This window comes from Pelistega indica (assembly GCF_000506865.1).
GTDB lineage: Bacteria > Pseudomonadota > Gammaproteobacteria > Burkholderiales > Burkholderiaceae_B > Taylorella > Taylorella indica.
This window is the reverse complement of record NZ_AYSV01000004.1, coordinates 1-22,392: the sequence shown is the minus strand read 5'-3', so window position 1 is coordinate 22,392 and position 22,392 is coordinate 1. Positions and strand designations below refer to the sequence as shown.

Genomic DNA, 22,392 nt, shown 5'->3' with positions numbered 1-22,392 from the left:
ATGGCTGGTTTTACTTACGAAAAAAATTTACCGCACCAAGAGCGAGCGGTTGAGTCGGTTTTAGCGGTGTTTGATCGTGTGCATTTAAAAGCGAGTGGACATGATGAAAATCCAGTAATTGAATTTTTAGGTAGCCTGAAAATAGATAATTTACAAAAAATCCAACAAGCTAATGGCGTGTCTGATATTGCATTGTCAAACAACAACATCATTGATATTGCCATGGAAACAGGAACAGGTAAAACTTATACCTACACCAAAACCATGTTTGAGCTAAATCGGACGTTGGGCGTGTTTAAATTTATTGTGGTTGTGCCGACCCTTTCCATTAAGGCAGGCACAAAAAATTTTCTAGAAAGCCCCGCGCTTGCCGAGCATTTTCGCAAGGATTTTGCAGGGCGCTATGGCGAAAAAGAAATCAAGCTGTATGTGGTTGAAAGCCAAAAATCCAAGGCAAAAAAATCCTTTATGCCGTCTGAAATTGTGCGTTTTGTGCAAGCGGACGATAAGCAGAAAATTCACGTCTTACTGATTAATGCTGGTATGGTTAATTCAGATACGATGGCAGGCAAAGATAAAAGCAATGATGGCAGCCGTCTGATTAAAGACAAATATCATGTACCGTTTGAGGCATTGGCGGCGGTTAAGCCGGTTGTGATTGTGGACGAACCGCATAAATTCCCCAAAGACAAAAAGACGTGGGAAAATTTGTTGAAATTCAATGCCCAATTTATTTTGCGTTATGGAGCAACGTTTAACAATCAATTTGAAAATTTGGTTTACCGATTGACAGCGATTGATGCATTTAATGACGACTTGGTAAAAGGTATTCGAGCATTTACTGAACAGATTGATGGTGATAATGGTGATCGGCTTAAGTTGATTGATTTAGATGGTAAAGAAGCGACGTTTACGTTAAATAAGCAAGAGTTTAAGCTAGGAAAAAATGAGAACTTAAGTCGTGTTCATCAAGCTATTTCTGATTTGTTTGTGGCAGAAATGAACAAGTCGGTGTTGGTGTTGAGTAATGGGATTGAATTGAAAAAAGGCGATAGCTTAAACCCTTATTCTTACAGTGATACTGTCCGTGACAAGATGATACGACAAGCCTTGAGACAGCATTTTATTTTGGAAAAACAATTGCTCACACGCAATGGCGGACGGATTAAACCCCTCACGTTGTTTTTTATTGATGATATTGCTAGCTATCGTGATGAACAAAATCAACTTTCAGGTAGCCTGAAAACCGTGTTTGAGCAAATGGTAAAAGCGGAATTAGAAAGCTGCCTGAAAAATGAAAGCGATGAATTTTTACGCCAATATTGGCAAACGGCATTAAACGATGTTTCACGCACGCATGGTGGTTATTTTTCGCAAGATAACAGCGATAAAGATAGCGATATTGAGCAGGAAGTGAACGAAATTTTGCACGACAAAGAAGCCTTGTTGTCGCTTGCCAATCCACGCCGTTTTGTGTTTTCCAAATGGACCTTGCGCGAAGGTTGGGACAATCCGAATGTGTTTCAGATTTGCAAATTGCGTTCTAGCGGTAGTGAAACCAGTAAATTGCAGGAAGTCGGGCGCGGTTTGCGTTTGCCTGTGAATGAATACATGGCGCGGGTTAAAGACCATGCGTTTTTCCTGAATTATTTTGTGGACAGCAGTGAAACTGATTTCGTCAAAACATTGACCGATGAAGTGAATAGTGCGGTGGCAAAACCAATGGTATTTACTGTTTTAACCGATGAATTAATTGAGAAAATTCGGATTGCTTATCCCGATGAAAGCAAAAAGAGTATTCGCAATAAATTGGCGGATTTAACTGATGACGATGATGTTTTTGTGGAAAACGGTTTTGCTGAAACCAAAAAATTGTTCCCTAAAGCCTTTGAAGTTTCAGGTGGACTGAAAAACGGCAAAATCATGCGTTCGGGCGATAAAGCGACCAAGGTCAAAATGCGTGTGGGCAAATACGATGAACTCAAAGCCCTGTGGGAGACTATCAATCAAAAAGCCTTGTTGCAATACAAGATTGAGAATGAAGAAAAATTTTTGCAATTGTTCATTCAGTATTTATATGATAGTACGGATAGATTTATACCGACAGGCATTCGCACTGTGCAAAGTGAAATCAGGGTCAGCAATAATTTATTGACTGCAACCGAAACAAGCAGTCTGCATGATGAAATGTTTGAGCCGATTAATACCATGAATTACCGTGAATTTTTGTTGAAATTGTCACAAACGGCGTTAATTCAAATACAAACTTTGCACCGTGCTTTTGTAGAAGTTAGTAATAAGTTGGATATTTCAAAATATCTGAATGAACGTACTATTCACACGATAAATGTAGGTTTTGATCGATGGTTATTGCTTAATTCATTTACAGTATTTGGCATCGATTATAGTTGCGTGTCAAGTAGTATCCATCCGACAAAGTTTACGGATAGTCAAGGCAATGTTTTAAAAGAAGTGGGTGCTGCCGATTTGGGCATTCTGTATGATAAAAACCAGCAGCCATTGGAAGCGTTTTTGTTTGATAGTGTATTTATGATAGTGAATTAGAGCATGAAAATATCATCAATAATCAGGTTCAGGAAGTGATTGTATTTACTAAAATTCCCAAAAACTCAATCAAAATACCTGTTGCAGGTGGTGGGTCGTATTCTCCTGATTTTGCGTATATTGTTAAAACTGAAAAAGGTAAAACACTCAATTTATTGCTAGAAACCAAAAATGTAGAAGATTCTGACTCCTTGCGAAAAGAAGAAGCAAAAAAAATTAAACATGCTGAACAACTGTTTACTAAAATTGGGCAAGAAACAACGGTGACATTTACAACACAGTTCCAAGGAGAAAAAATTCAAGCAATCATTAGGGAGTTACTTAACACAATATAGTATGTTAGATTGCCATTTAATCGCTATATCCCTAAAATAGGCTTTACTGTCTCCAATACTTGCTGAGGTAGTTTAGGGTCAAAGCAATTGAGAATAACTCTATCTGGTTGGCTACGTAGCCAGGTGAGTTGTCGCTTGGCTAGTTGTCTAGTCGCGGCAATGCCTTGTTCAACTGCTGTTGTGTAGTCTGTTTCTCCGGCGAGATGGCCCCATAATTGACGATAGCCCACACAACGAATTGACGGAAGATCAGGCGATAAGTCTCCTCGTTGGTAAAGGTGGCGAACTTCTTCTAAAAAACCTTTATCCATCATTTGCATAAAGCGCTCATGAATGCGTTGATGTAAATGTGAGCGCTCGCTTGGCTCTAAGCTGATAGTGATAAAGTGATATTCGCTGTCATGAGTTTTTTGTTCAGCAAAGAGTTCAGAAAGTGGTCGACCTGTAAGAGTAATTACTTCTATAGCACGAGAAATACGTTGGCTATCATTAGGAGATAGTCGTTCTGCAGTGATTGGGTCTAGTTGTTTGAGTTGATTATGCAGATGAGTCCAACCATGCTGTTCTGCTTGTTGTTCAATCTCTTGACGAAGTTCTGCATTCGCTGTGGGTAAATCATGTAAACCCTCTCGTAACGTTTTATAGTACATCATGGTGCCACCAGCGAGAATAGGAATTCGTTGGCGTATTTGAATTTCTTTAATTAAACGATGGACATCTTGATAGAAATCAGCGGCACTATAACTTTCTAAAGGATCTTTAATATCCAGTAAGTGCTGTCGTACCATACGTTGCTCTGCTAGGCTGGGTTTGGCTGTACCAATATCCATTGTTTTATAAATGGTTGCAGAGTCTACATTGATGACTTCAATGGGAAGATGCTCAGCAAGCGTTAGAACACTTGCAGACTTCCCCGAAGCGGTAGGGCCAGCGATACAAATAATCGGTGTCTTGGTTGCTACAGACATATTACTGTCCTCGCATGAATAATTTATCTAAATCGTTTAGAGACCATGTAAACCATGTTGGACGGCCGTGATTACATTGATTCGCTCTCTCTGTCTTTTCCATTTGACGTAATAAGGCATTCATCTCATCAATACTAAGTAAGCGATTGGCTCTAACAGATCCATGACATGCCATTGTGGCTAATAGTTCATTACGATGTTCGGTAAAAATACTTGAGCTACCAACTTGTTCCATATCATATAAAATGCGTCTGACCATTGTTTCGATATCGCCTTTTGCTAATAGGCTAGGAATAGCTCTGACCGCAATGGAAGTGGGGCCTGTTGCCTTAAGTAATAAACCAATCTCAGTGAGTTTATCGTTATATTCTTCAATTAGGGCGAGTTGTTTTGTAGATATTTGTAAGGTCAATGGTACTAATAATTCTTGGGAAACAATCTCTTGTTGATCAAGAAGGTTTTTTAATTGTTCATATAAAACACGTTCATGAGCTGCATGCATATCAACCAGAATTAACCCCTCTTTGTTTTGTGCCAGTATATAGATACCATGCAATTGACCAATAGCCATACCTAGAGGGAAGTCATCAGTATTCTCTGATGAGGGAATAGTCGAAGAGGAAACTGCACCACCGAAACTACTGCCAACAGTAGATATATTACTTCTGTCAGGGATAGGTTGATCTTGTATAGATTCAGTAGGGTTTTTTGATGGAATTGATAATGGTGCGTAAATATCTTTCCAAGAGCTATCATAGTTAAAGCCTAAAGAATGTTGGGCAGGTTTATAACTGGGATTACTCTTAGCGCCTATAGCAGGGTTTGCTTGATTACCACTGTAGCTTGTGGCAGAAAGAGGCGAAGGGTGTTCGTTTGCAGGTTGAGTATCTATTGATAGAGGTGAGGATTGTCCGCCTAATTTCGCTAATGCTTGACTAATGCTGTGATGGATAAATCGATAAACAGCACCACTATCCCTAAAGCGAACTTCACTTTTAGCAGGATGGACATTCACATCCACTAGCATAGGATCAATTTCTAAAAATAAAACGTATGCTGGTTGACGATCACCATGTAATACATCATTATAGGCAGTGCGAATTGCATGTGAAACGGTTTTATCTTTGACAAAACGATGGTTAACATACAAGTATTGCATATCCGTTTTGGCTTTGGCAGCACTTGGCTGAATAATTAACCCCTGAATAGAACATACAGCGGTACTGTTTTCTACAGTTAAACTCTCATTCGCAAATTCTTGTCCCAAAACATCTCGAATTCGTTGATGAATATCATTTGCTAACCATTGTTTATAGGGTTTATCATTATGAAAAATTCTAAAACTTATCTGTGGGTGAGCTAGGGCAATTCTTTCAATAGCATTAACGCAATGAGAAAACTCTGTTTGTTCAGACTTTAAAAATTTACGGCGAGCAGGAATCTCATCAAATAATTGATGTACATCTACTACAGTGCCTTGAGTTCCTGATGATGGCTCAATGACACCATGATTTCCATCAATACTCCAAGCATGTTTTTGGTGTTGTGTGCGGGAACTTAGGCTTAATCGTGATACTGAGGCAATTGATGCAAGTGCCTCACCTCTAAATCCCATAGAGCGTACAGACTCTAAGTCATTGAGAGAGCGTATTTTACTTGTTGCATGACGTGTTAAGGCTAAAGCTAATTCATCTTTTGGAATGCCTGAACCATTATCAATAATACATAGGCGTCGAATACCTCCACCGTCTAGACGAATTTCAATAGCCGTTGCTCCAGCATCAATAGAATTTTCAATTAGCTCTTTTAACACCGAAGCAGGGCGTTCAATAACTTCACCTGCTGCAATCTGACTGATTAATTGATCAGGTAATAGATGGATATGATGGCGATCACTCATAACGACATTAGCTAGCAACTAAATCGTTATTGTAGCCTGATTTAACTCAATAGGCATAGTCAATAGGGAACTCGCTAACTCTTTACTATTTTTGAGGTAAAACAGTTATTGAGTTTAGCGAGCCACTTATTGCTTACATGCTATCGTTATATGTATTAACCACGAGCCAAGGCAGGATTAGTAGATAAGTAACCATCTAGTCCTGACAATATCGCTTGTGCAACGGTATAGTGGTTAGACGATTGACGCAGGAAATTTTCCTCTTGAGGGTTAGAGATAAATGCTACTTCAATGAGAATGGAAGGAATATCGGGTGCTTTTAATACAGCAAACCCAGCTTGCTCTACTCGGCGACTTTGTAAACCATTAATTCGTGAAAGTTGCTCTAATACACGATGTCCAATTTTTAGAGAGTCATTAATTTGAGCATTGGTGGACATATCCAGTAGGACACTTGCCGTATTTTTATCATGCTGACCAATATCTAGACCACCAATTAAGTCCGCCGAGTTCTCTTTTTGTGCTAGCCAACGAGCCGCTGCACTTGAGGCACCTTTGCGTGATAGAGCGAATACTGATGTCCCTCGTGAGTTTGGATTAGTAAACGCATCTGCATGGATAGAAACGAAAATATCTGCTTTGACTCGACGCGCTTTTTGTACACGAACCTGTAAAGGGACAAAGAAATCAGAATCTCTCGTCATATAAGCACGCATATTAGAGCGTGAATTGATTAGGTTTCTTAATTGATGACCAATAGATAATACGACGTCTTTTTCGCGCGTACCTCGAGGACCTGTTGCCCCTGGATCCTCGCCACCATGACCAGGATCAATAGCGATTAGGATAGGTCTAGATGCCCCTGATCCTGATTGTCTTGGGGGAGTGCTAACGATAGCAGGAGCGCTAGGAGTCACTTGACCAGAGACTTTAGGGACTGATGCTGTTGGACGAGAACTATTGATGTTGCTAATAATACCAGCTAGTGGATCATCGCTACTAGCTATATTACTCGCTAATGACGCTAAAGGGTCTTTGGCTACTTTGGGATATAAGTCAAGTACCAAACGATATTGATAGTTGGCTACAGGCTTTAGTGTAAATACTTGAGGTACTACACTTTGTTTTAAGTCCATAACTAAACGCAAGACTCCAGCACGGTTTTGTGCCACACGTACTTTAGAGATATAAGGATCGTTAGGTTTAATTTTCGAGATGAGTGAATTTAAGGCTTCACTCATATCAAGACCTTCTAAGTCCACGACTAAACGGTCCGGGCTATCAAGCGTAAAGTGCTCGTGCTTAATAGGAGAGTTTAATTCTAATGTAACACGAGTATATTCATCAGCTGGCCATGTGCGAACAGCAAGAATTTGTGCCGCAGCGGCATGAGCAACTTTGGAAACTACTGGTAAAGATAGCATAGCAATACCAGTGCCTAAAATTTGGCGACGAGTTATTCTATGCGTTGTAGTTCCTGATGATTGCTTAACTGTGCGATCCATAACTTTCCTTTTTCCGAATAAGCGTTGAGTTCGGCGATTCGTCCTGACTCTTGATAATGTAGATGTAATAAAACATCTGGCGCAGGTAAAGATTTATCGGCTTTTTCTGGCCACTCAATAATTGCTACTGCATTTTCAAGTAAATTTTCACGGAAACCGGCTTCTTGCCACTCACTCGACTCATTAAATCTATAAAAATCAAAGTGATATAAGTATAATCTAGAAACTTTATAGCTTTCAACTAAGGTATAGGTTGGGCTTTTAATTCGTCCTTTGACGCCTAATGCTTGTAAAAATGCACGCGTAAAACATGTTTTACCAGCACCTAAATCACCCTTCAAATGGATATGATATGACGTATCTAATATATCGCAAGTAGTTGATAATCTTTGCTTTATTGGCTCTGCCATTGCGGTGGCCAATCGAATAGTAGCTTCCTCATCAGCAAGAAACAATGTCTGTTTTTCGAGAGTGTTAGTATGCATATCGTTGGTTTTTTTAGGGCAAAAAAATAATTTGCTGTAGTAGAGCGAAATAATTAAAATGTAAATAATTCTAAATTTGAACTATTTCCCTCTATTTTAAGCGTTTTAACTATAAGTTTTTGGTAAAAAGTATCTTGCCGAATATTCAGCTTTTACAAGAGCATACGACAGTACTGGAAACTATTGTATACTGTTCGCTAAGGCACTATGGGAAATAATTGCTGACTAATAAATATCCATAATGGCAGGGTTAAGACCGATATTACTGTACCGATTGAAATAATTGATGCCACGGTACGGCCGTCACCACCCATACGTACCGCTAAGATATAGGCGGCTGATGCGGTTGGTAAGGCGGCAAATAGAATTAAGGTTTGGCTCGAAATTGAGTTGAGCCCAAAGATAAACGCTAAAATGATAGCAACAATAGGCATAATTAATAAACGAATGCCAACTAACCAAGAAATAAGGCTAAATTGTTGAGTTCCTGTTTGTAGAATTAAGGCAGCACCCACACAAATTAAACCAAGAGGTACGGTACTTTGTGATAGTTTAGCTAAGGTTGCATTGAGTGGTGCTGGAATAGTGATGCCACTAAAGTTCAACATTAAACCAAAAATCGTCGAGAGAACAAGAGGATTTTTGAGAACCTCAATCAGTGGGTTGTTGCCTTGATGTTTTGCCATACTATTAACAGCAATCACATTGACAATCGGGACAGAGAAACCGATAAGAATGGCCATGACTGCGGCACTATCAGAGCCAGCAATGGCAGGCGCTAAAGATAGGCCAATATAGGTATTGAAACGATAGGCACATTGACCTGATGAAGCAATAGATTTTGGGTCAACTCGTAAATATTTTTTTAAGAGATAGGAGAAGAATAAACCAGTAAATGCCAGCAATAAACAGATGATTAAAAAATTACTCGCTTTAGCAAATGAAATTGGTGCCATGGTTAGAGAGCGAATCATCAGCGCGGGAAACAACACAAAATAGACTAACTTTTCTAAACCAGTAAAAAACTCAGCGGTAAATTTGAATTTATTTTTTAAAAGCCAACCTATAGTCACCAAGATACAATCTGGCAAAATTAAATACGCGAGTTCCATAGTAAGAAGTAGTTTGTGTGGTTAAATTAATATCTTATTGCATAAGAGAGTGTGAAGGTATTTATGCAATAGTTACAATAGTATATGATTAAAATTTTACAGTCTAGTATTCTCTATGAATAAAGAGTTAATAGATAATTTTATTGATTCATTATGGCTTGAAGATGGGTTAGCTAAAAATACCTTAAGTGCTTATCGACAAGATTTAAATGATTTCTATGATTTTTTAACGACAAAGCAGTTGTCATTGACAGATATTAATGCGGATGTTGCACGAGCTTGGTTTATCCATATGAATGCTGAGGTTAAAGCGAGCACCTCAAATCGCCGCTTAGCTACGCTAAAACGATTCTGTCAATGGGCATTACGCCAGCATTATTTGAAGGAAGATCCGACCTTATCGTTAATCGCCTCTAAACAAGGTTTGCGTTTACCTAAAAGTATTAGTGAATCACAAGTAGAGGAATTACTGAATGCACCCAATACAGAGACAATAGCAGGGTTACGTGATAGAGCCATGCTGGAAACGCTTTATGCGACAGGTTTACGAGTGACCGAATTGGTAACCCTTAAAACATTGCATATTAATATTGATGAAGGTGTTATCCGAGTAATTATGGGTAAAGGGGGAAAGGATAGAATTGTACCTATGGGGGAAACAGCCGAATATTATTTGCGTGAATACATGACAAAAGCTAGGCCTGAACTGTTGGGAAATAAGGTGAATGATGAGTTGTTTTTATCTCGCTTTGGGACCAGTATGACACGCCAAGCATTTTGGCAAATTATCAAAAAATACGCGACCCAAACGAGTATCAAGATTCCACTTTCTCCTCATGTGGTACGCCATGCATTTGCTACCCATTTATTAAATCATGGAGCAGATTTACGTGTTGTACAAATGTTATTGGGACATGCCGATATTTCCACAACACAAATTTATACCCATGTTGCTAGAGAGCGCTTAAAGCAATTACACCAAAAACATCATCCAAGAGCTTGATTATGAGTAAAAATAAACACGTATCTGAAACCCCAGCAACTCAATTTCTGAAACAGCATAAAGTAGCGTATGCAGAGCACCAATATGAGTATGTTGAGCATGGAGGAACTTCAGAAACAGCAAAGCAGTTAGGTGTAGAAGAACATCGGATTGTTAAAACATTGATTTTTGAGGATGATGCAGGTAAACCTCATGTAGTGTTAATGCATGGAGATTGTGAGGTCTCTACCAAAAATTTAGCACGGCAATTAAATGTGAAAAAAATCCAAGTAGCAAATCCCACTAATGCGCCTAAACATTCTGGCTATCAGATAGGTGGTACGTCTCCTTTTGGTACACGAAAAAAAATGCCTGTCTGGGTAGAAAAAGGTATTTTGGCTATGGATAAAATTTATATTAATGGTGGGAAAAGAGGATATATTCTAAGTCTTAACCCTAAATGCTTGGTTGACTTACTCGGTGCAAAACCAGTAGAAGTGGCCAATGCTCATGGATAAAGTAGTACCTACACTCATACTTATTTTCAAAGGTCGAATTTTCATACCTACAAATTGTAGTGCTAGGTAGGTGTTATAAGAGAAGATTAGTAATAAATTTTTTTGATAACCAATTGATATTTAATAAAATTTAAATTTTATTGGCATGAGAAAAAGGCTGATGGCCTCCCCGGCCGGACTTGAACCGACGTCTAATTCTTAGGAGGAACTTGTTCTATCCAGTTGAACTACAGGGAGTCATGTGCGTATTATAGACCATTTAGTGCATCAAATTATACCGAACGACTACTAGAGCATGATTCTTGGTAGTAGATTGCAAACATATAAAGCCACAATTTTTTATATATGAATATAAAAATAAGTTATATTAGAAATGGTTGATATTCATTATAATAATAAGCATATTAAGAGGCTACGTATGAATTTACAACAATTTAGATATATTAGAGAAACTATTCGTCATCAGTTTAATTTAACTGAAACAGCACTGGCGTTATATACCTCCCAACCAGGTGTGTCCAAAGCAATTATTGAGTTTGAAGATGAGTTAGGGTTACAAATTTTTGAGCGTCATGGTAAACGCATCAAAGGTTTAACTAAACCTGGTCAGAGAGTGGCTGAAGTTGTTTATCGCATTATGCGAGAGGTTGATAACTTAAAAAGAGTCAGTGATGAATATGCAAGGCAAGATGAGGGGGAATTAATTATTGGATGTACCCATACTCAAGCACGTTATTTTTTACCAGAAATTATTTTAAATTTCAAAAAACTGTTTCCTAAGGTTCGTGTATCTTTAGCTGAGGGTAGTCCACAGCATCTGGCTAATATGCTGTTGTCTGAGGAGGCTGATGTAGCGGTGGCAACAGAGACATTAGCACAAGTATCAGGTCTGGTAACATTCCCTTGTTATGAGTGGTCTCATACTGTAGTGGTTAAACCTGATCATCCATTAACAGAATTAACGTCAAGTCAAGCTAAGAATATTACACTTGAACAAATCGCCCAATATCCTTTGATTACCTATGATAGTGCTTATTCTGGTAGACGTACGATTGATGCTTGTTTCGCCAAGGCAAATATTAAACCTGATATTGTTTTAGAGGCTATTGATGCAGATGTGATTAAAACATATGTGGATGTTAATTTAGGTGTAGGGATTATTTCTGGCGTAGCGTTTAATCCTCGTCGGGATACAAATTTAGTTGGTATTCCTGTAGGGCATTTATTTGGAACACATATTTCTCGTCTGGCTTTACGAAAAGGTGTCTTTGCACGTGATTATATCTATGCTTTTATCAAAATGTGTTCGCCAGGATATACGCATAAACAAATAGAAGAATTATTAAATCCGCCTAAATAAGTCATATAAAAAAACTCCCTCTGATAAGTGCTTACCAAAGGGAGTTTAATCGTAGCCATTAAGAAGTTAGACGTAATTAGATTTTTTATTACGTAGCTCTCGTCTTAAAATTTTACCTACATTATTTTTAGGTAAATCATTAACAAACGCAATTTTTTTAGGTACTTTGTAGTTGGTTAGCTCTGCGCGACAGTGATTAATGATTTCCTCTTCGGTTAAATTGGGATCCTTACGTATCACAAATAATTTGACTAATTCACCAGCTGCACCATTATCAATGCCAATCGCTGCGACTTCTAATACGCCAGGATGCTTGGCGGCTACATCTTCAACTTCGTTTGGATAGACATTAAAGCCAGAAACAATAATCAAATCTTTTTTGCGATCGACGAGGAATACATAGCCATCTTCATTCATGTATCCCATATCACCTGTGCATAAATAACCATCAGCATCAAAGACGTTACTTGTTTCCTCTGGACGTTCCCAATAACCTTTCATCACTTGTGGTCCTTTGATGAGAATCTCTCCCACTTCATTGAGAGGTAATTCTTGCCCATGATCATCCACGATTTTGACGTAAGTAGAAGGAATAGGCAAACCAATTGAACCATTGAACTCTTGTGCATCTAATGGATTAATAGTAGCGGCAGGACTTGTCTCTGTTAATCCATAAGCTTGCGCTAAAGGTACACCAGTTAATGCTTTCCACTTGTCTGCTGTATTTTGTTGCACAGCCATGCCACCACCAAGTGTCAATTTTAGTGAGCTAAAATCTATTTTCTTAAAATCATGATTATTGATTAATGCATTAAATAAGGTATTTACTCCTGTAAATGCTGTAAATTTGTATTGAGCAATCTCTTTAACAAAACCTTTAAGATCACGGGGGTTAATAATTAATAAATTACTTGCACCTAAGCACATAAAGGTTAAACAATTCGCGGTTAAGGCAAAAATATGGTAGAGAGGAAGGGCAGTAATAATAAGATCCTTACCTTCTGTGGTATATGCACGGACCCATGCATTGGCTTGTAATACATTGGCAACAATATTGCCATGAGTGAGAATAGCTCCTTTTGGAATTCCTGTTGTGCCACCCGTGTATTGTAAGAAGGCATGATGATCATGAGTAAGTTTGAGAGGCGTAAAAATTGATTTACTTCCTTCTTCGAAAACCGTATTCATGCGGATATGGTGAGGTATATGCCAATTAGGCACCATGCCTTTAACATGTCGAATTACAAAGTTGACAATCTTACCTTTTGCACCAAGCATACCCCCAATTGAACATACCACCACTTTTTTTATGGTTGGTGTATTGGGCAAGGCGGCTTGTAGTGTTGCAGCAAAATTTTCAACCACAACAATGACTTCCGCACCAGAATCATTGAGTTGTTTTTCTACCTCATGCGAGGTATACATAGGGTTAAAATTAACAGCTACACAACCAGCACGTAAAGCGCCAAATAAACAAATTGGATATTGCAGTATATTGGGCATCATTAAGGCAACGCGAGATCCTGGTTTAACCCCTTGATTTTGTAGCCAAGCAGCAAAATCACGCGTATATTTATCCAGCTCCCTGTAAGTGAGTTTAACGCCTAATGAAATAAAGGCGGTATTATCAGCAAAACGCTTTACACAGTCTTCAAAAATATCAACTAAAGATTGATATTGATTGAGATCAATATCGGCAGGAATGCCTTCAGGATAGCTTTTTAACCAGATTCTTTCCATTCTTTTTATCTCCGGAGTGGGCTGTCTATTAGAAAAAATATGTGCTATTTTATATCTTTCTTCTTTTAAATACTAAGTAATTCGCTTTATTATGGAAGTAAATTAGTTACTATTTAAAATAACTGCACTAAAAGAAAAGGGGTGGAGGCAGAAGCCAAAATCCACCCACAAGTCATATGAATCGTTCTAAATTAGAAACGATGAGATACTTGGATACCAATTACATTGGCATCTGCTTTGTATGAGCCACTTAGACGACCGTATTTGGCAATATCATCATTAGTATTATTTACTTTTGCTTTTGAGGCAAATAGATGAGTATAGGCTACATCAATGGTTGTATTGGTAGCAGGTTTATATTGCACACCAACACTTAGCCAGAAACGATCCTTGTCAGGCAATGAAGCAGGGCGGTTTTCTGTTGAGCGGACTGGTGATTGATCCCATGCTAAGCCACCTTTTAATTTCCAACTATCGTTAAGCTGATAATTAGCGCCGACTGCAACACGCCAAGAGTCCTTGAAGCGTAAGTTTAAACTAGCTGTTGGCAAAGTTTTATTTTCAATCGTGAGCTCAGGAATGCTACTCCAACCAGTCCAAGAAATATCACCTAATAATTCCCATTTATCATTCAGACGGGTATAGCCAGATAAAATGGCTAAATCAGGTAATGATACTGTCGCTGATGCGTCAGAGCTTCTATGTACGGACATAGGTGCACCAGTGGCAGGGTTAAGTACAGTGAAATCTAAATCCGTATCACCTTTAGCTTTGTGCTTGATACGTGAACGATAGGAGATACCAATACGTGTATCTTCAGATGGTTCAAATAATAGACCGACATTAAAGCCAACGCCAGTATTGCTTACTTTTGTTTTTACATCACCAGTAGTGACACCAATAATTTGTCCTGTTACAGGGTGTGGAATAGGTACTGGTGTTGCTTTTTTGTAAGTGGCTTGAATGTGTTGCACATTTAAGCCAAGACCAAGACTAACACCCTGTGTTAGTTTAAAAGCGACTGATGGATTGATGTTGATTGTTTTGATATCGAATGAACGTGAGTGGTAGCGACCTATCCAGTTATCATCATATTCAGTCTTTAGTCCAAAAGGTACGCTGATACCCAAACCAACAGCCATTTTCTCATTAATTTTATAACTAGTGTAGAGGTTTGGTACTAAAGCCCAGCTACCAGCTTCACCACCGTTACCACCGGGAGGTACTTTACCAGCTAGCGCTAGAGGGACTGTTGATTGTTGATCATCCGTGAATTTGAAAGAAGGACCAATGGCAGAGACTCCTCCTGAAATATTGAGCCCATCAAGTTTCATCATGCCAGCGGGGTTATAGTAAATAGTGCTAGCATTTTCGGCGATGGCAGCAGATCCAGCGTAGGCATTGCCCAAACCACTGTTCGATTGTTCTAATAGATTAAAACCTGCACCATGTGCTAGGCTAGAAAGACCAGCTAAACTTAAACTGATAGCTAGGGTATGTAAATTAAAAAATCTCAATTTTCTCTCCAAGTAAAAACAGAAATTTTAAACGTTATTTGAAATCTGTTTTCATTTTTGTGACAAACAAGGCTATTTTGTCGCTTTTCCGGAATAATTATTATCAGCAATACTACTAGAGTGTTGTATATGAGAGACGTTTTACGCTTTTTACAAAGAGAAAAGAGGTTTGGTGCATGCTATTTTCAATGTGGTTCAGCAGATAATTGATTGGTTTGATGTGTGTCTGGGAATCTTGGTAAGGGTGCTCGTAGTCCTCCAAGAATAAAGCTTAATAAGCGAGGCTTTAATTTATTGTCATAATGATCATATAGTTTGGCTGCATTGATGGGCTGATGATCAGTTACTTCTAAAAGTGCTTTTACACCAGAAATAGCATAAGACGTAGCGCCTAGCATAAATTGGAAACGCCAAATAATTTCCTCTTCGGGGACGCCTGGCAAAGCTTTGAAAAAAGCTTGTTTGTAGCGTTCAAATACGATTTCATTTTCTTTTGCCACAATTGCGCTAATAAAACCACTCGGGTTCACCATTGTTTGCTCAAGTAAACGCAAAAAAATGCCTCCATCGTGGTGTTCATCACCGGCATGCTCTAATAACGAGCCAAAAAATGCGTTGACAATTAGAGAGGGTTTAAGAGGGCGGCCATTTGCTTTAGCCTCTAATTCGTCAAGTAAGCGTAATCGTTCATTATTAATTGCACCTAATCTGCGTTTCATGACCGCAATAATAAGTTCATCTTTGCTACCAAAGTGATAATTGACAGCCGCCAAATTTACATTTGCCATTTGCGTAATATCACGCATAGATGCATTCTCATGGCCTTTTTCAACAAATAGGAGCTCAGCAGCATCCAGAATAGCTTTTTTAGTAATTTCGGCTTTACGCATTTTGTTTATATCTTAAAAACGAACAGTTGTTTAATACAGTGATTATATATGAATATGATGAAATGTATGATTATCTGAAAAAAATTTTAGAAAAAGCATAAATTTATTGTAATGATAATAATTCTCATTTAGAATATAAAAAAATAGGAGATTAATTATGGAATTATCTTTATCAATGAATGCCGTAGTGGTGGGTGCTGATCGTCTAGGTAATCTACCAGATGTGCTAAAAGAGCACAATATTAAGATCAATAAACATATTTCGGGGCGTGATCCTTCGCATCAAAAAAAGAATCTTGCTTTGCCTAGTGGTACTGAAATCTTAATCTTATTAACAGACTTTCTAGGGCATAACGTCATGAAATCATTTCGGGCGGCGGCAGAAAAGCAAAATATTCCTATTGTGGCGTGTAAACGCTCGGTATGTAGCATGAAGCAAGCACTAGAGCAATGTCCTCATGTGCGCTGTGCAAACTGTCCTAGTAAAAGGGGATAGTGAATTTTCCGTAGAATAAGAGGGGGGAATATGCAAGTAGTGCATCGTTTATTGATGGGGCTAATCGCAGTGGTGGTTGTGTGGTCATTGGTTGGTGTTTCTGTTTCGACTAATGCGGGACAAACAAATTATTCATTGTTTATTAAGCCGGCACCAACGTGGCAAGTAATATACTGAAAATATCAATTTTTGTAACTAAAAAATTCTCTGTATTGGTAGCTTTTTAGATATAGAGAATAGACATAAATTGAAAAAGAGTAACTAAGAATTTAAGATTTGAAAAACCTGTACGCCAAAATTATCGCTAAGGAGTCGCTAGTTATTCAAGCAAAAAGGTACACAATAGTGTACCTTTTTGCTTTGTTTGTTTTGTCTATAAAAAAGAGTAATTAATTTTTCGCAATCTGATTCATTGGTATGCGACGAGCACCGTTATAACGCTGAGACCAATAATTGCTTAATTTTTCTACACGAACACTTGAACCTGTACGAGGTGCATGTAAAAATTCATTATTCCCTAAATAAATACCTACATGTGAATTACGGAAACCACGAGTATTAAAGAATACTAAATCGCCTGGTTGTAGTTCATCACGAGATACTGATTGACCTACGTTTGCCATTGATGAGCTAACACGGGGTAATTGTACACCCATGTATTTGCTGGCTGTGTAGTAGATTAAACCAGAACAATCAAAGCCTTGAGGAGTTGCACCACCAAAACGGTATCTCACACCAACATAGTTAAGTGCCGCTTGTGCTAACGCACTTGCTGATGACTTAGATGTTGTAGAAATCGACGCATCACGCTTGGAGCGGTCAAGTTTGGCATCAGCAATTAATGAACCAATAGGATCGCTAATATCTGCTGACCAAGAGCTTTGTGATAAATTTGCTGAAGATTTGTTAATTAAAGAACCAATTAAATCTAGGTTTTGTGCTTGAGCTGCGGAGAAAAGTACAGGCGTACTCGCCAGTGCTGCTCCAAGGAAAAGACGCTGCCAAACGGCACCTAATCCTTTTGTGAAAAAAGAAAGAGTTGTTTTCATAGTCATATAATATAAATTGTAATAGGTTTGTATGCTCTACGGGTCACTGTTTTGACCTGGTTAGAGTTTACTTAATAATCAAGCACTTCTCAAGGATTATTAAGTAAAATTCTTAGTGATTTTTCTGATTAAAATCAAAAAATATCAAACTTATTTGACAGAAAAATTAACATTCCTTTGGACTTAACAGAAATTAACGATAGTTAAAGAAAGTTAATAACAAAATCATATAAAAATGCGAATAACTAACAAAATTAGATGTAAAAAATAGCATACTTGTCTGTTACAATAAAAATTTTATTTGTGAATAAAAAACAACAAAAAATAATTTTTTATTAAAAAAAGGGTAAATCTATTGCTTTTTTAATAAATAGTTTAATTGTTTTTTGGGTTTGAATCAGATAATGGTTGTTGAGAGGATTAAGATTAAAGTACAAATTTAAAGCACAAATAAAGATAAGAGAGGAAAGTTAGTAAGAAGGGAAAAATAGACGAATAAGCGATGGTGTCGATTTGTATGGACAAAGGGGCTATGAATTAGCCCCTTTGTTTATTGCTTGTTCAAATAAAAGAGTTTTTATTTGCAGCAAGAAAAGTCAAGTTTGACTCCTGTTTTGGCTTGAATTTCTTCTTTGGTTACATCTGGTGCAAGTTCTACTACTTTTAAGCCACTAGAAGTTACTTCCATGACACCTAAATCGGTAATAATCATGTCAACTACTTTCAGACCAGTTAAAGGTAATGTACATTCCGGAAGAATTTTAAGGTCTTCGGTGCCGTCTTTTTTGCGAGCAACATGTTCCATAAGAACAATTACACGACCAACGCCAGCGACTAAGTCCATGGCACCGCCCATGCCCTTAACCATTTTACCTGGAATCATCCAGTTAGCTAAGTCACCTTTTTCTGAAACTTGCATTGCACCAAGAATAGCTAGATTAATTTTGCCGCCACGAATCATGCCAAATGAGTCCGCAGAGGAGAAAATAGATGAGCCAGGTAGAGTAGTAACGGTCTGTTTGCCTGCATTAATCATATCAGCATCAATCTCTTCCTCAGTAGGAAAAGGACCGATACCTAAAAGACCATTTTCAGATTGTAGCCAAACTTCCACGCCTTCAGGAACATGGTTAGCGACAAGTGTAGGTAAACCAATACCTAAGTTAACGTAAAACCCGTCCTGTAATTCTTTTGCTGCACGAGCAGCCATTTCATCACGATTCCATGCCATGTTATTCTCCTTATGCTGTACGAGTAGTACGTTGTTCAATACGTTTTTCGGGATTTGCGTTTAACACAATACGATGAACAAAAATACCAGGTAGATGGATAGAATCAGGATCAAGTTCGCCTAATTCGACAATTTTTTCTACTTCAACGACTGTAATTTTGCCTGCTGCTGCAACGTTAGGGTTGAAGTTACGTGCAGTTTTACGGAAGATTAAATTGCCACTCTTGTCAGCGATATAGGCTTTTACTAAAGAAACGTCAGGAACAATGGCACGTTCCATAACATAAGTCTCGCCATCAAACTCTTTTGTTTCTTTACCTTCAGCAACAATAGTACCTACCCCTGTTTTGGTAAAAAAAGCAGGAATGCCAGCTCCACCAGCACGTAAACGCTCTGCTAATGTACCTTGAGGGGTAAACTCAAGTTCTAATTCACCAGAAAGGTATTGACGTTCAAATTCTTTGTTTTCACCTACGTATGAGGAAATCATTTTTTTGATTTGACGAGTTTCTAATAACTGTCCTAAACCAAAACCGTCAACACCCGCATTGTTGCTCACGCAAGTTAGGTCTTTTACACCTGAATCACGTAAAGCAGCAATCAAGGCTTCTGGAATACCACATAAACCGAATCCACCCACGCCAATAGTTTGCCCATTAGCAATGATGTCTTTTAAAGCCTCGCTAGCACTTGCATAGACCTTATTCATTAAAGTTGTCTCCTTAAAAAATAACAACACATTCTTACTATCTTATCAAAACTTGAGGAAAAGTTAAAATATTAGACAGGATGATGCCAATATGCATCAGCTTTTTTGTGCAAGAGTTAAGAGGATTTGTTTTTTAAAGAGAATATTGTTTTTTTTAAATTAAAGCTAGGTTTACTAGATGAAAACACTTAGATTGTCATCTTTGGATAGTTTTTATTACGATTAAGTTTTACAATCAAGAAATAACTATTTATCGATAATTATTTTCTTAGTACCTTTCTAAGATTACAAGGAGTAAGGTTAGCATGTCAGAACGCGAATCAATGGAGTATGATGTTGTCATTGTTGGTGCAGGACCAGCGGGTTTATCGACTGCCATCAAAGTGAAGCAACTTGCCGCAAAAAATAATCAAGACATTTCCGTCTGTATTTTGGAAAAGGGTAGTGAAGTAGGGGCGCATATCCTTTCTGGTGCGGTGATGGATCCAGGAGCGCTAACTGAACTTATCCCTGACTGGAAAGAGAAGGGGGCACCGTTAAACACGGCAGTCAAAGAGGATGAGTTTTTATTTTTATCTGAAACTGGTTCTCGAAAAACACCACACTGGTTATTACCTGATTGCTTTAAAAATGACGGTAATTATATTGTGCGCTTAGGTGAGGTAACGAAGTGGTTAGGTGAGCAAGCAGAGAGTTTAGGTGTTGAAATTTTCCCTGGTTTTGCAGCTGCTGAAGTATTATATGATGAGACAGGAGCAGTCAAAGGCGTGGCTACTGGTGATATGGGGGTAAGCGAGATGGCTCGCATTCCCCACACTATCAACCAGGTATGGAGTTACATGCTAAATATACTATTTTTGCTGAGGGGGCGAGAGGTCATCTAGGTAAGCAATTAATTAAAAAATTCAATTTGGATTATGATCGGGATCCTCAAAGTTATGGTATTGGTATCAAAGAAATGTGGGAAATTGACCCTGCCAAATCTAAGCCTGGTTTAGTTATTCATACAGCAGGATGGCCTTTGGATGCAGATACATATGGTGGTACTTTTTTATACCATTTAGATAATAATTTAGTTGTTGTGGGTATGGTAGTAGGTCTTGATTATGCTAATCCATGGTTATCACCTTTTGAAGAATTTCAACGCTATAAGACACATCCTAGCATTAAACCCTATTTTGAGAATGGTAAACGCTTAGCTTATGGTGCACGAGCTTTAACAGCAGGTGGATTGTTGTCATTGCCTAAAGTTGTATTCCCAGGGGGGGCATTAGTTGGCTGTGATGCAGGCTTTTTAAATGCTTCTCGTATTAAAGGAAGTCATGCAGCAATCAAGACAGGCATGCTAGCTGCTGAGGCGATTGTTACAGCTTTATCTACAAATAGACAGCGTGATGTTTTAAGTGACTATCCAATTGCTTTTGAGAATTCATGGTTATATGAAGAGTTAAACAAAGCACGTAATTTCAAACAATGGTTCAAGAAAGGTCGCACCGTGGCTACCATCATGACAGGTATTGAACAAAAATTATTCAAGGGAAAAATGCCTTGGACAATCCATCGTACTAAGGCAGACCATGAATGTTTAAAACTTGCTGCTGAAATGCCTAAGATTAATTATCCGAAACCAGATGGAGTAATTACGTTTGATCGTTTAAGTTCAGTATTTATTTCCAATACTAACCATGAAGAAGATCAGCCAATCCATTTAACGTTAAAAGATGAAACTGTGCCTGTGAATGTTAACTTAGCGAAATATGCGGGCCCAGAACAACGTTATTGTCCAGCTGGTGTTTATGAGTTTATCAAAGATGATACCGGGGCAGATAAATTACAAATTAATGCTCAAAACTGTGTGCATTGTAAAACCTGTGATATTAAAGACCCCACCCAAAATATTATTTGGGTAACACCACAAGGTGGAGAAGGACCAGTCTATAACGGCATGTAAACATTTTAAGCCTAAGAGGATTGTCATTGTTCAATGACAATCTTAAGTTATTTAGGGTGGGATTTCGGCGCTCAGTCTTTTTGCGTTAGCTAAAAGAGTGTGCGTCAAAATTAAAAAAGAAAGAGCAGTGAAAAAGAGGATTGTCATTGTTTAAATGACAATCCTCAGTTATTTTGCTTACTTAGTATAGGTATCTTCGAACGGATGCATTAGGGACCATACTTAGATAGACTATTTTTTTAGTGCAGCTATAGCAAGGCATAGCCAAGCAAGAATAAAACATAAACCTCCGATAGGGGTAACCATACCTAATTTTCCTAGTCCAATCAGCACCAGACAGTACAAACTACCTGAAAATAGAATAATTCCAAACATAAATAAATAAAGACTGTAGCGAGTCCATGATGGGTGCAATTTGTCTCCAAGGTTTGCCACAATTAATAGTGCTAATGTATGAATAAATTGGTATAAAACAGCTGTATGCCAGACATCAATTAATCCCGGTGCTAATTGATTTTTGAGGGCATGTGTACCAAAAGCACCTAATATAACGGCAATAAGTCCAGAGAACGCAGCAAAAATAATTGAAGTTCGAAACATAGTGTAGTTTGGTTATACAATACTAAAATTCTATTGTATGTTAAATTGTAGAAGTTCAGACCAAATCTGACAAATGAGTTGCAAAAAAGAGAGTTTCCCGTTTGAATAAGAGGTGCGAATCTTTTAAACAAACAAAAGGAAACTCTCATGTTACATACTACCAATAATGTGATTAAACATAAAGCAGGACTGCTTAATTTAGCAGAGCAATTAAAAAATGTGTCGCAAGCATGCAAAATTATGGGCGTATCGAGGGATACATTTTATCGCTATAAAGAATTGGTTGAAGAAGGCGGTATAGAGGCACTCATTGATCGTAATAGACGGGTGCCTAACCTTAAAAATAGAGTGGACGAAGCCACTGAGTTAGCGGTGATAGAGATGGCGATTCATTATCCTGCCTATGGTCAACTAAGAATTAGCAATGAGTTGCGTAAACAGGGAATATTTGTATACACCTAGTGGTGCTGATTCCCTGA

General features: G+C 38.1%; 19 protein-coding genes, 1 tRNA gene and 2 pseudogenes. 9 read left to right on the top strand and 13 right to left on the bottom strand.

The features are described from left to right. Window positions 1–2,565: a type III restriction-modification system endonuclease gene (locus tag V757_RS0112955; protein ID WP_218184457.1), complete on the top strand. Its 2,565-nt coding sequence runs from the start codon at window positions 1–3 to the stop codon at window positions 2,563–2,565. 35 nt (window positions 2,566–2,600) lie between these two features. Then, entirely contained in the window at window positions 2,601–2,900 is a 300-nt protein-coding gene (locus V757_RS28775) for a restriction endonuclease (protein ID WP_031273946.1), read from the top strand. A gap of 23 nt (window positions 2,901–2,923) precedes the next feature. Here V757_RS28775 and miaA read toward each other — a convergent pair whose 3' ends face one another. The 5 genes from miaA to V757_RS15965 all read right to left on the bottom strand — a co-directional run bounded on the left by miaA (window position 2,924) and on the right by V757_RS15965 (window position 8,870). After that, window positions 2,924–3,868, bottom strand: coding sequence for a tRNA (adenosine(37)-N6)-dimethylallyltransferase MiaA (gene miaA / locus V757_RS15985; protein WP_023948837.1), 945 nt, complete (start codon window positions 3,866–3,868; stop codon window positions 2,924–2,926). Window position 3,869: 1 nt separating this feature from the next. Continuing rightward, the gene (gene mutL / locus V757_RS15980; protein WP_023948835.1) at window positions 3,870–5,768 is read right to left on the bottom strand and encodes a DNA mismatch repair endonuclease MutL; all 1,899 of its coding nucleotides are present in this window, start codon (window positions 5,766–5,768) and stop codon (window positions 3,870–3,872) included. A gap of 155 nt (window positions 5,769–5,923) precedes the next feature. Then, window positions 5,924–7,273: an N-acetylmuramoyl-L-alanine amidase gene (locus tag V757_RS15975; protein WP_052019170.1), complete on the bottom strand. Its 1,350-nt coding sequence runs from the start codon at window positions 7,271–7,273 to the stop codon at window positions 5,924–5,926. Next, complete coding sequence (gene tsaE / locus V757_RS15970) at window positions 7,225–7,758, bottom strand: tRNA (adenosine(37)-N6)-threonylcarbamoyltransferase complex ATPase subunit type 1 TsaE (RefSeq protein WP_023948830.1); 534 nt, start codon at window positions 7,756–7,758, stop codon at window positions 7,225–7,227. The genes V757_RS15975 and tsaE overlap by 49 nt, the downstream gene beginning before the upstream one ends. A gap of 197 nt (window positions 7,759–7,955) precedes the next feature. Continuing rightward, entirely contained in the window at window positions 7,956–8,870 is a 915-nt protein-coding gene (locus tag V757_RS15965; RefSeq protein WP_023948828.1) for an AEC family transporter, read from the bottom strand. Between the two features lie 115 nt (window positions 8,871–8,985). Between V757_RS15965 and xerD the strand changes: the two genes are divergently transcribed. Beyond that, window positions 8,986–9,873: a site-specific tyrosine recombinase XerD gene (gene xerD, locus V757_RS15960; RefSeq protein WP_023948826.1), complete on the top strand. Its 888-nt coding sequence runs from the start codon at window positions 8,986–8,988 to the stop codon at window positions 9,871–9,873. A gap of 2 nt (window positions 9,874–9,875) precedes the next feature. Continuing rightward, a complete protein-coding gene (locus V757_RS15955) occupies window positions 9,876–10,370 on the top strand; it encodes an aminoacyl-tRNA deacylase (protein ID WP_023948824.1) in 495 nt (164 codons plus the stop codon). A gap of 161 nt (window positions 10,371–10,531) precedes the next feature. Here V757_RS15955 and V757_RS15950 read toward each other — a convergent pair. Then, window positions 10,532–10,607: transfer RNA gene (locus tag V757_RS15950), tRNA-Arg, on the bottom strand. A 181-nt stretch (window positions 10,608–10,788) separates the two neighbouring features. On the opposite strand from V757_RS15950, the gene V757_RS15945 reads away from it, so the two are divergent. Continuing rightward, window positions 10,789–11,730, top strand: a complete 942-nt coding sequence (locus V757_RS15945) for a CysB family HTH-type transcriptional regulator (RefSeq protein ID WP_023948822.1) — start codon at window positions 10,789–10,791, stop codon at window positions 11,728–11,730. Window positions 11,731–11,796: 66 nt separating this feature from the next. On the opposite strand, the gene V757_RS15940 is transcribed toward V757_RS15945, so the two are convergent. The 3 genes from V757_RS15940 to V757_RS15930 form a co-directional block, all read right to left on the bottom strand. Further along, window positions 11,797–13,470, bottom strand: a complete 1,674-nt coding sequence (locus tag V757_RS15940) for an AMP-binding protein (RefSeq protein WP_023948820.1) — start codon at window positions 13,468–13,470, stop codon at window positions 11,797–11,799. A gap of 191 nt (window positions 13,471–13,661) precedes the next feature. Continuing rightward, the gene (locus V757_RS15935; protein ID WP_023948818.1) at window positions 13,662–14,987 is read right to left on the bottom strand and encodes an OmpP1/FadL family transporter; all 1,326 of its coding nucleotides are present in this window, start codon (window positions 14,985–14,987) and stop codon (window positions 13,662–13,664) included. A 185-nt stretch (window positions 14,988–15,172) separates the two neighbouring features. Then, entirely contained in the window at window positions 15,173–15,886 is a 714-nt protein-coding gene (locus V757_RS15930; RefSeq protein ID WP_173391495.1) for a TetR/AcrR family transcriptional regulator, read from the bottom strand. Window positions 15,887–16,034: 148 nt separating this feature from the next. Here V757_RS15930 and V757_RS15925 point away from each other — a divergent pair, with 148 nt between their 5' ends. Then, on the top strand, window positions 16,035–16,373 hold the full coding sequence (locus V757_RS15925) for a DUF2325 domain-containing protein (RefSeq protein WP_023948815.1): 339 nt from the start codon (window positions 16,035–16,037) through the stop codon (window positions 16,371–16,373). Window positions 16,374–16,403: 30 nt separating this feature from the next. Continuing rightward, entirely contained in the window at window positions 16,404–16,550 is a 147-nt protein-coding gene (locus V757_RS28255) for a hypothetical protein (protein ID WP_023948813.1), read from the top strand. Window positions 16,551–16,762: 212 nt separating this feature from the next. Here the strand turns inward: V757_RS28255 and V757_RS15920 are convergent, their stop codons facing one another. From V757_RS15920 to V757_RS15910, 3 genes are all read right to left on the bottom strand, one after another. Continuing rightward, a complete protein-coding gene (locus V757_RS15920; RefSeq protein ID WP_023948811.1) occupies window positions 16,763–17,422 on the bottom strand; it encodes a C40 family peptidase in 660 nt (219 codons plus the stop codon). A gap of 577 nt (window positions 17,423–17,999) precedes the next feature. After that, the gene (locus tag V757_RS15915; RefSeq protein ID WP_023948809.1) at window positions 18,000–18,653 is read right to left on the bottom strand and encodes a CoA transferase subunit B; all 654 of its coding nucleotides are present in this window, start codon (window positions 18,651–18,653) and stop codon (window positions 18,000–18,002) included. Between the two features lie 10 nt (window positions 18,654–18,663). Beyond that, window positions 18,664–19,362 carry a CoA transferase subunit A gene (locus tag V757_RS15910; RefSeq protein ID WP_023948807.1) on the bottom strand — a complete coding sequence of 233 codons (699 nt, stop codon included), beginning with the start codon at window positions 19,360–19,362 and terminating at the stop codon, window positions 18,664–18,666. A 305-nt stretch (window positions 19,363–19,667) separates the two neighbouring features. On the opposite strand from V757_RS15910, the pseudogene V757_RS15905 reads away from it, so the two are divergent. Continuing rightward, window positions 19,668–21,313 (top strand): annotated as a pseudogene (locus V757_RS15905) (electron transfer flavoprotein-ubiquinone oxidoreductase). 231 nt (window positions 21,314–21,544) lie between these two features. Here V757_RS15905 and V757_RS15900 read toward each other — a convergent pair. Beyond that, entirely contained in the window at window positions 21,545–21,913 is a 369-nt protein-coding gene (locus V757_RS15900) for a DUF423 domain-containing protein (RefSeq protein WP_023948805.1), read from the bottom strand. Window positions 21,914–22,060: 147 nt separating this feature from the next. Here V757_RS15900 and V757_RS15895 point away from each other — a divergent pair. Next, a pseudogene (locus V757_RS15895) lies at window positions 22,061–22,366 on the top strand (helix-turn-helix domain-containing protein); the annotation flags it as partial. Window positions 22,367–22,392: the final 26 nt, after the last annotated feature.

What these genes read in the sequence shown, in the direction of transcription:
- V757_RS0112955 (WP_218184457.1), top strand. Translation starts at nt 1, where the DNA reads ATGGCTGGTTTTACTTACGAAAAAAATTTACCGCACCAAGAGCGAGCG.
- miaA (WP_023948837.1), bottom strand. Translation starts at nt 3,868, where the DNA reads ATGTCTGTAGCAACCAAGACACCGATTATTTGTATCGCTGGCCCTACC.
- mutL (WP_023948835.1), bottom strand. Translation starts at nt 5,768, where the DNA reads ATGAGTGATCGCCATCATATCCATCTATTACCTGATCAATTAATCAGT.
- V757_RS15975 (WP_052019170.1), bottom strand. Translation starts at nt 7,273, where the DNA reads ATGGATCGCACAGTTAAGCAATCATCAGGAACTACAACGCATAGAATA.
- tsaE (WP_023948830.1), bottom strand. Translation starts at nt 7,758, where the DNA reads ATGCATACTAACACTCTCGAAAAACAGACATTGTTTCTTGCTGATGAG.
- V757_RS15965 (WP_023948828.1), bottom strand. Translation starts at nt 8,870, where the DNA reads ATGGAACTCGCGTATTTAATTTTGCCAGATTGTATCTTGGTGACTATA.
- xerD (WP_023948826.1), top strand. Translation starts at nt 8,986, where the DNA reads ATGAATAAAGAGTTAATAGATAATTTTATTGATTCATTATGGCTTGAA.
- V757_RS15955 (WP_023948824.1), top strand. Translation starts at nt 9,876, where the DNA reads ATGAGTAAAAATAAACACGTATCTGAAACCCCAGCAACTCAATTTCTG.
- V757_RS15945 (WP_023948822.1), top strand. Translation starts at nt 10,789, where the DNA reads ATGAATTTACAACAATTTAGATATATTAGAGAAACTATTCGTCATCAG.
- V757_RS15940 (WP_023948820.1), bottom strand. Translation starts at nt 13,470, where the DNA reads ATGGAAAGAATCTGGTTAAAAAGCTATCCTGAAGGCATTCCTGCCGAT.
- V757_RS15925 (WP_023948815.1), top strand. Translation starts at nt 16,035, where the DNA reads ATGGAATTATCTTTATCAATGAATGCCGTAGTGGTGGGTGCTGATCGT.
- V757_RS28255 (WP_023948813.1), top strand. Translation starts at nt 16,404, where the DNA reads ATGCAAGTAGTGCATCGTTTATTGATGGGGCTAATCGCAGTGGTGGTT.
- V757_RS15920 (WP_023948811.1), bottom strand. Translation starts at nt 17,422, where the DNA reads ATGAAAACAACTCTTTCTTTTTTCACAAAAGGATTAGGTGCCGTTTGG.
- V757_RS15915 (WP_023948809.1), bottom strand. Translation starts at nt 18,653, where the DNA reads ATGGCATGGAATCGTGATGAAATGGCTGCTCGTGCAGCAAAAGAATTA.
- V757_RS15910 (WP_023948807.1), bottom strand. Translation starts at nt 19,362, where the DNA reads ATGAATAAGGTCTATGCAAGTGCTAGCGAGGCTTTAAAAGACATCATT.
- V757_RS15900 (WP_023948805.1), bottom strand. Translation starts at nt 21,913, where the DNA reads ATGTTTCGAACTTCAATTATTTTTGCTGCGTTCTCTGGACTTATTGCC.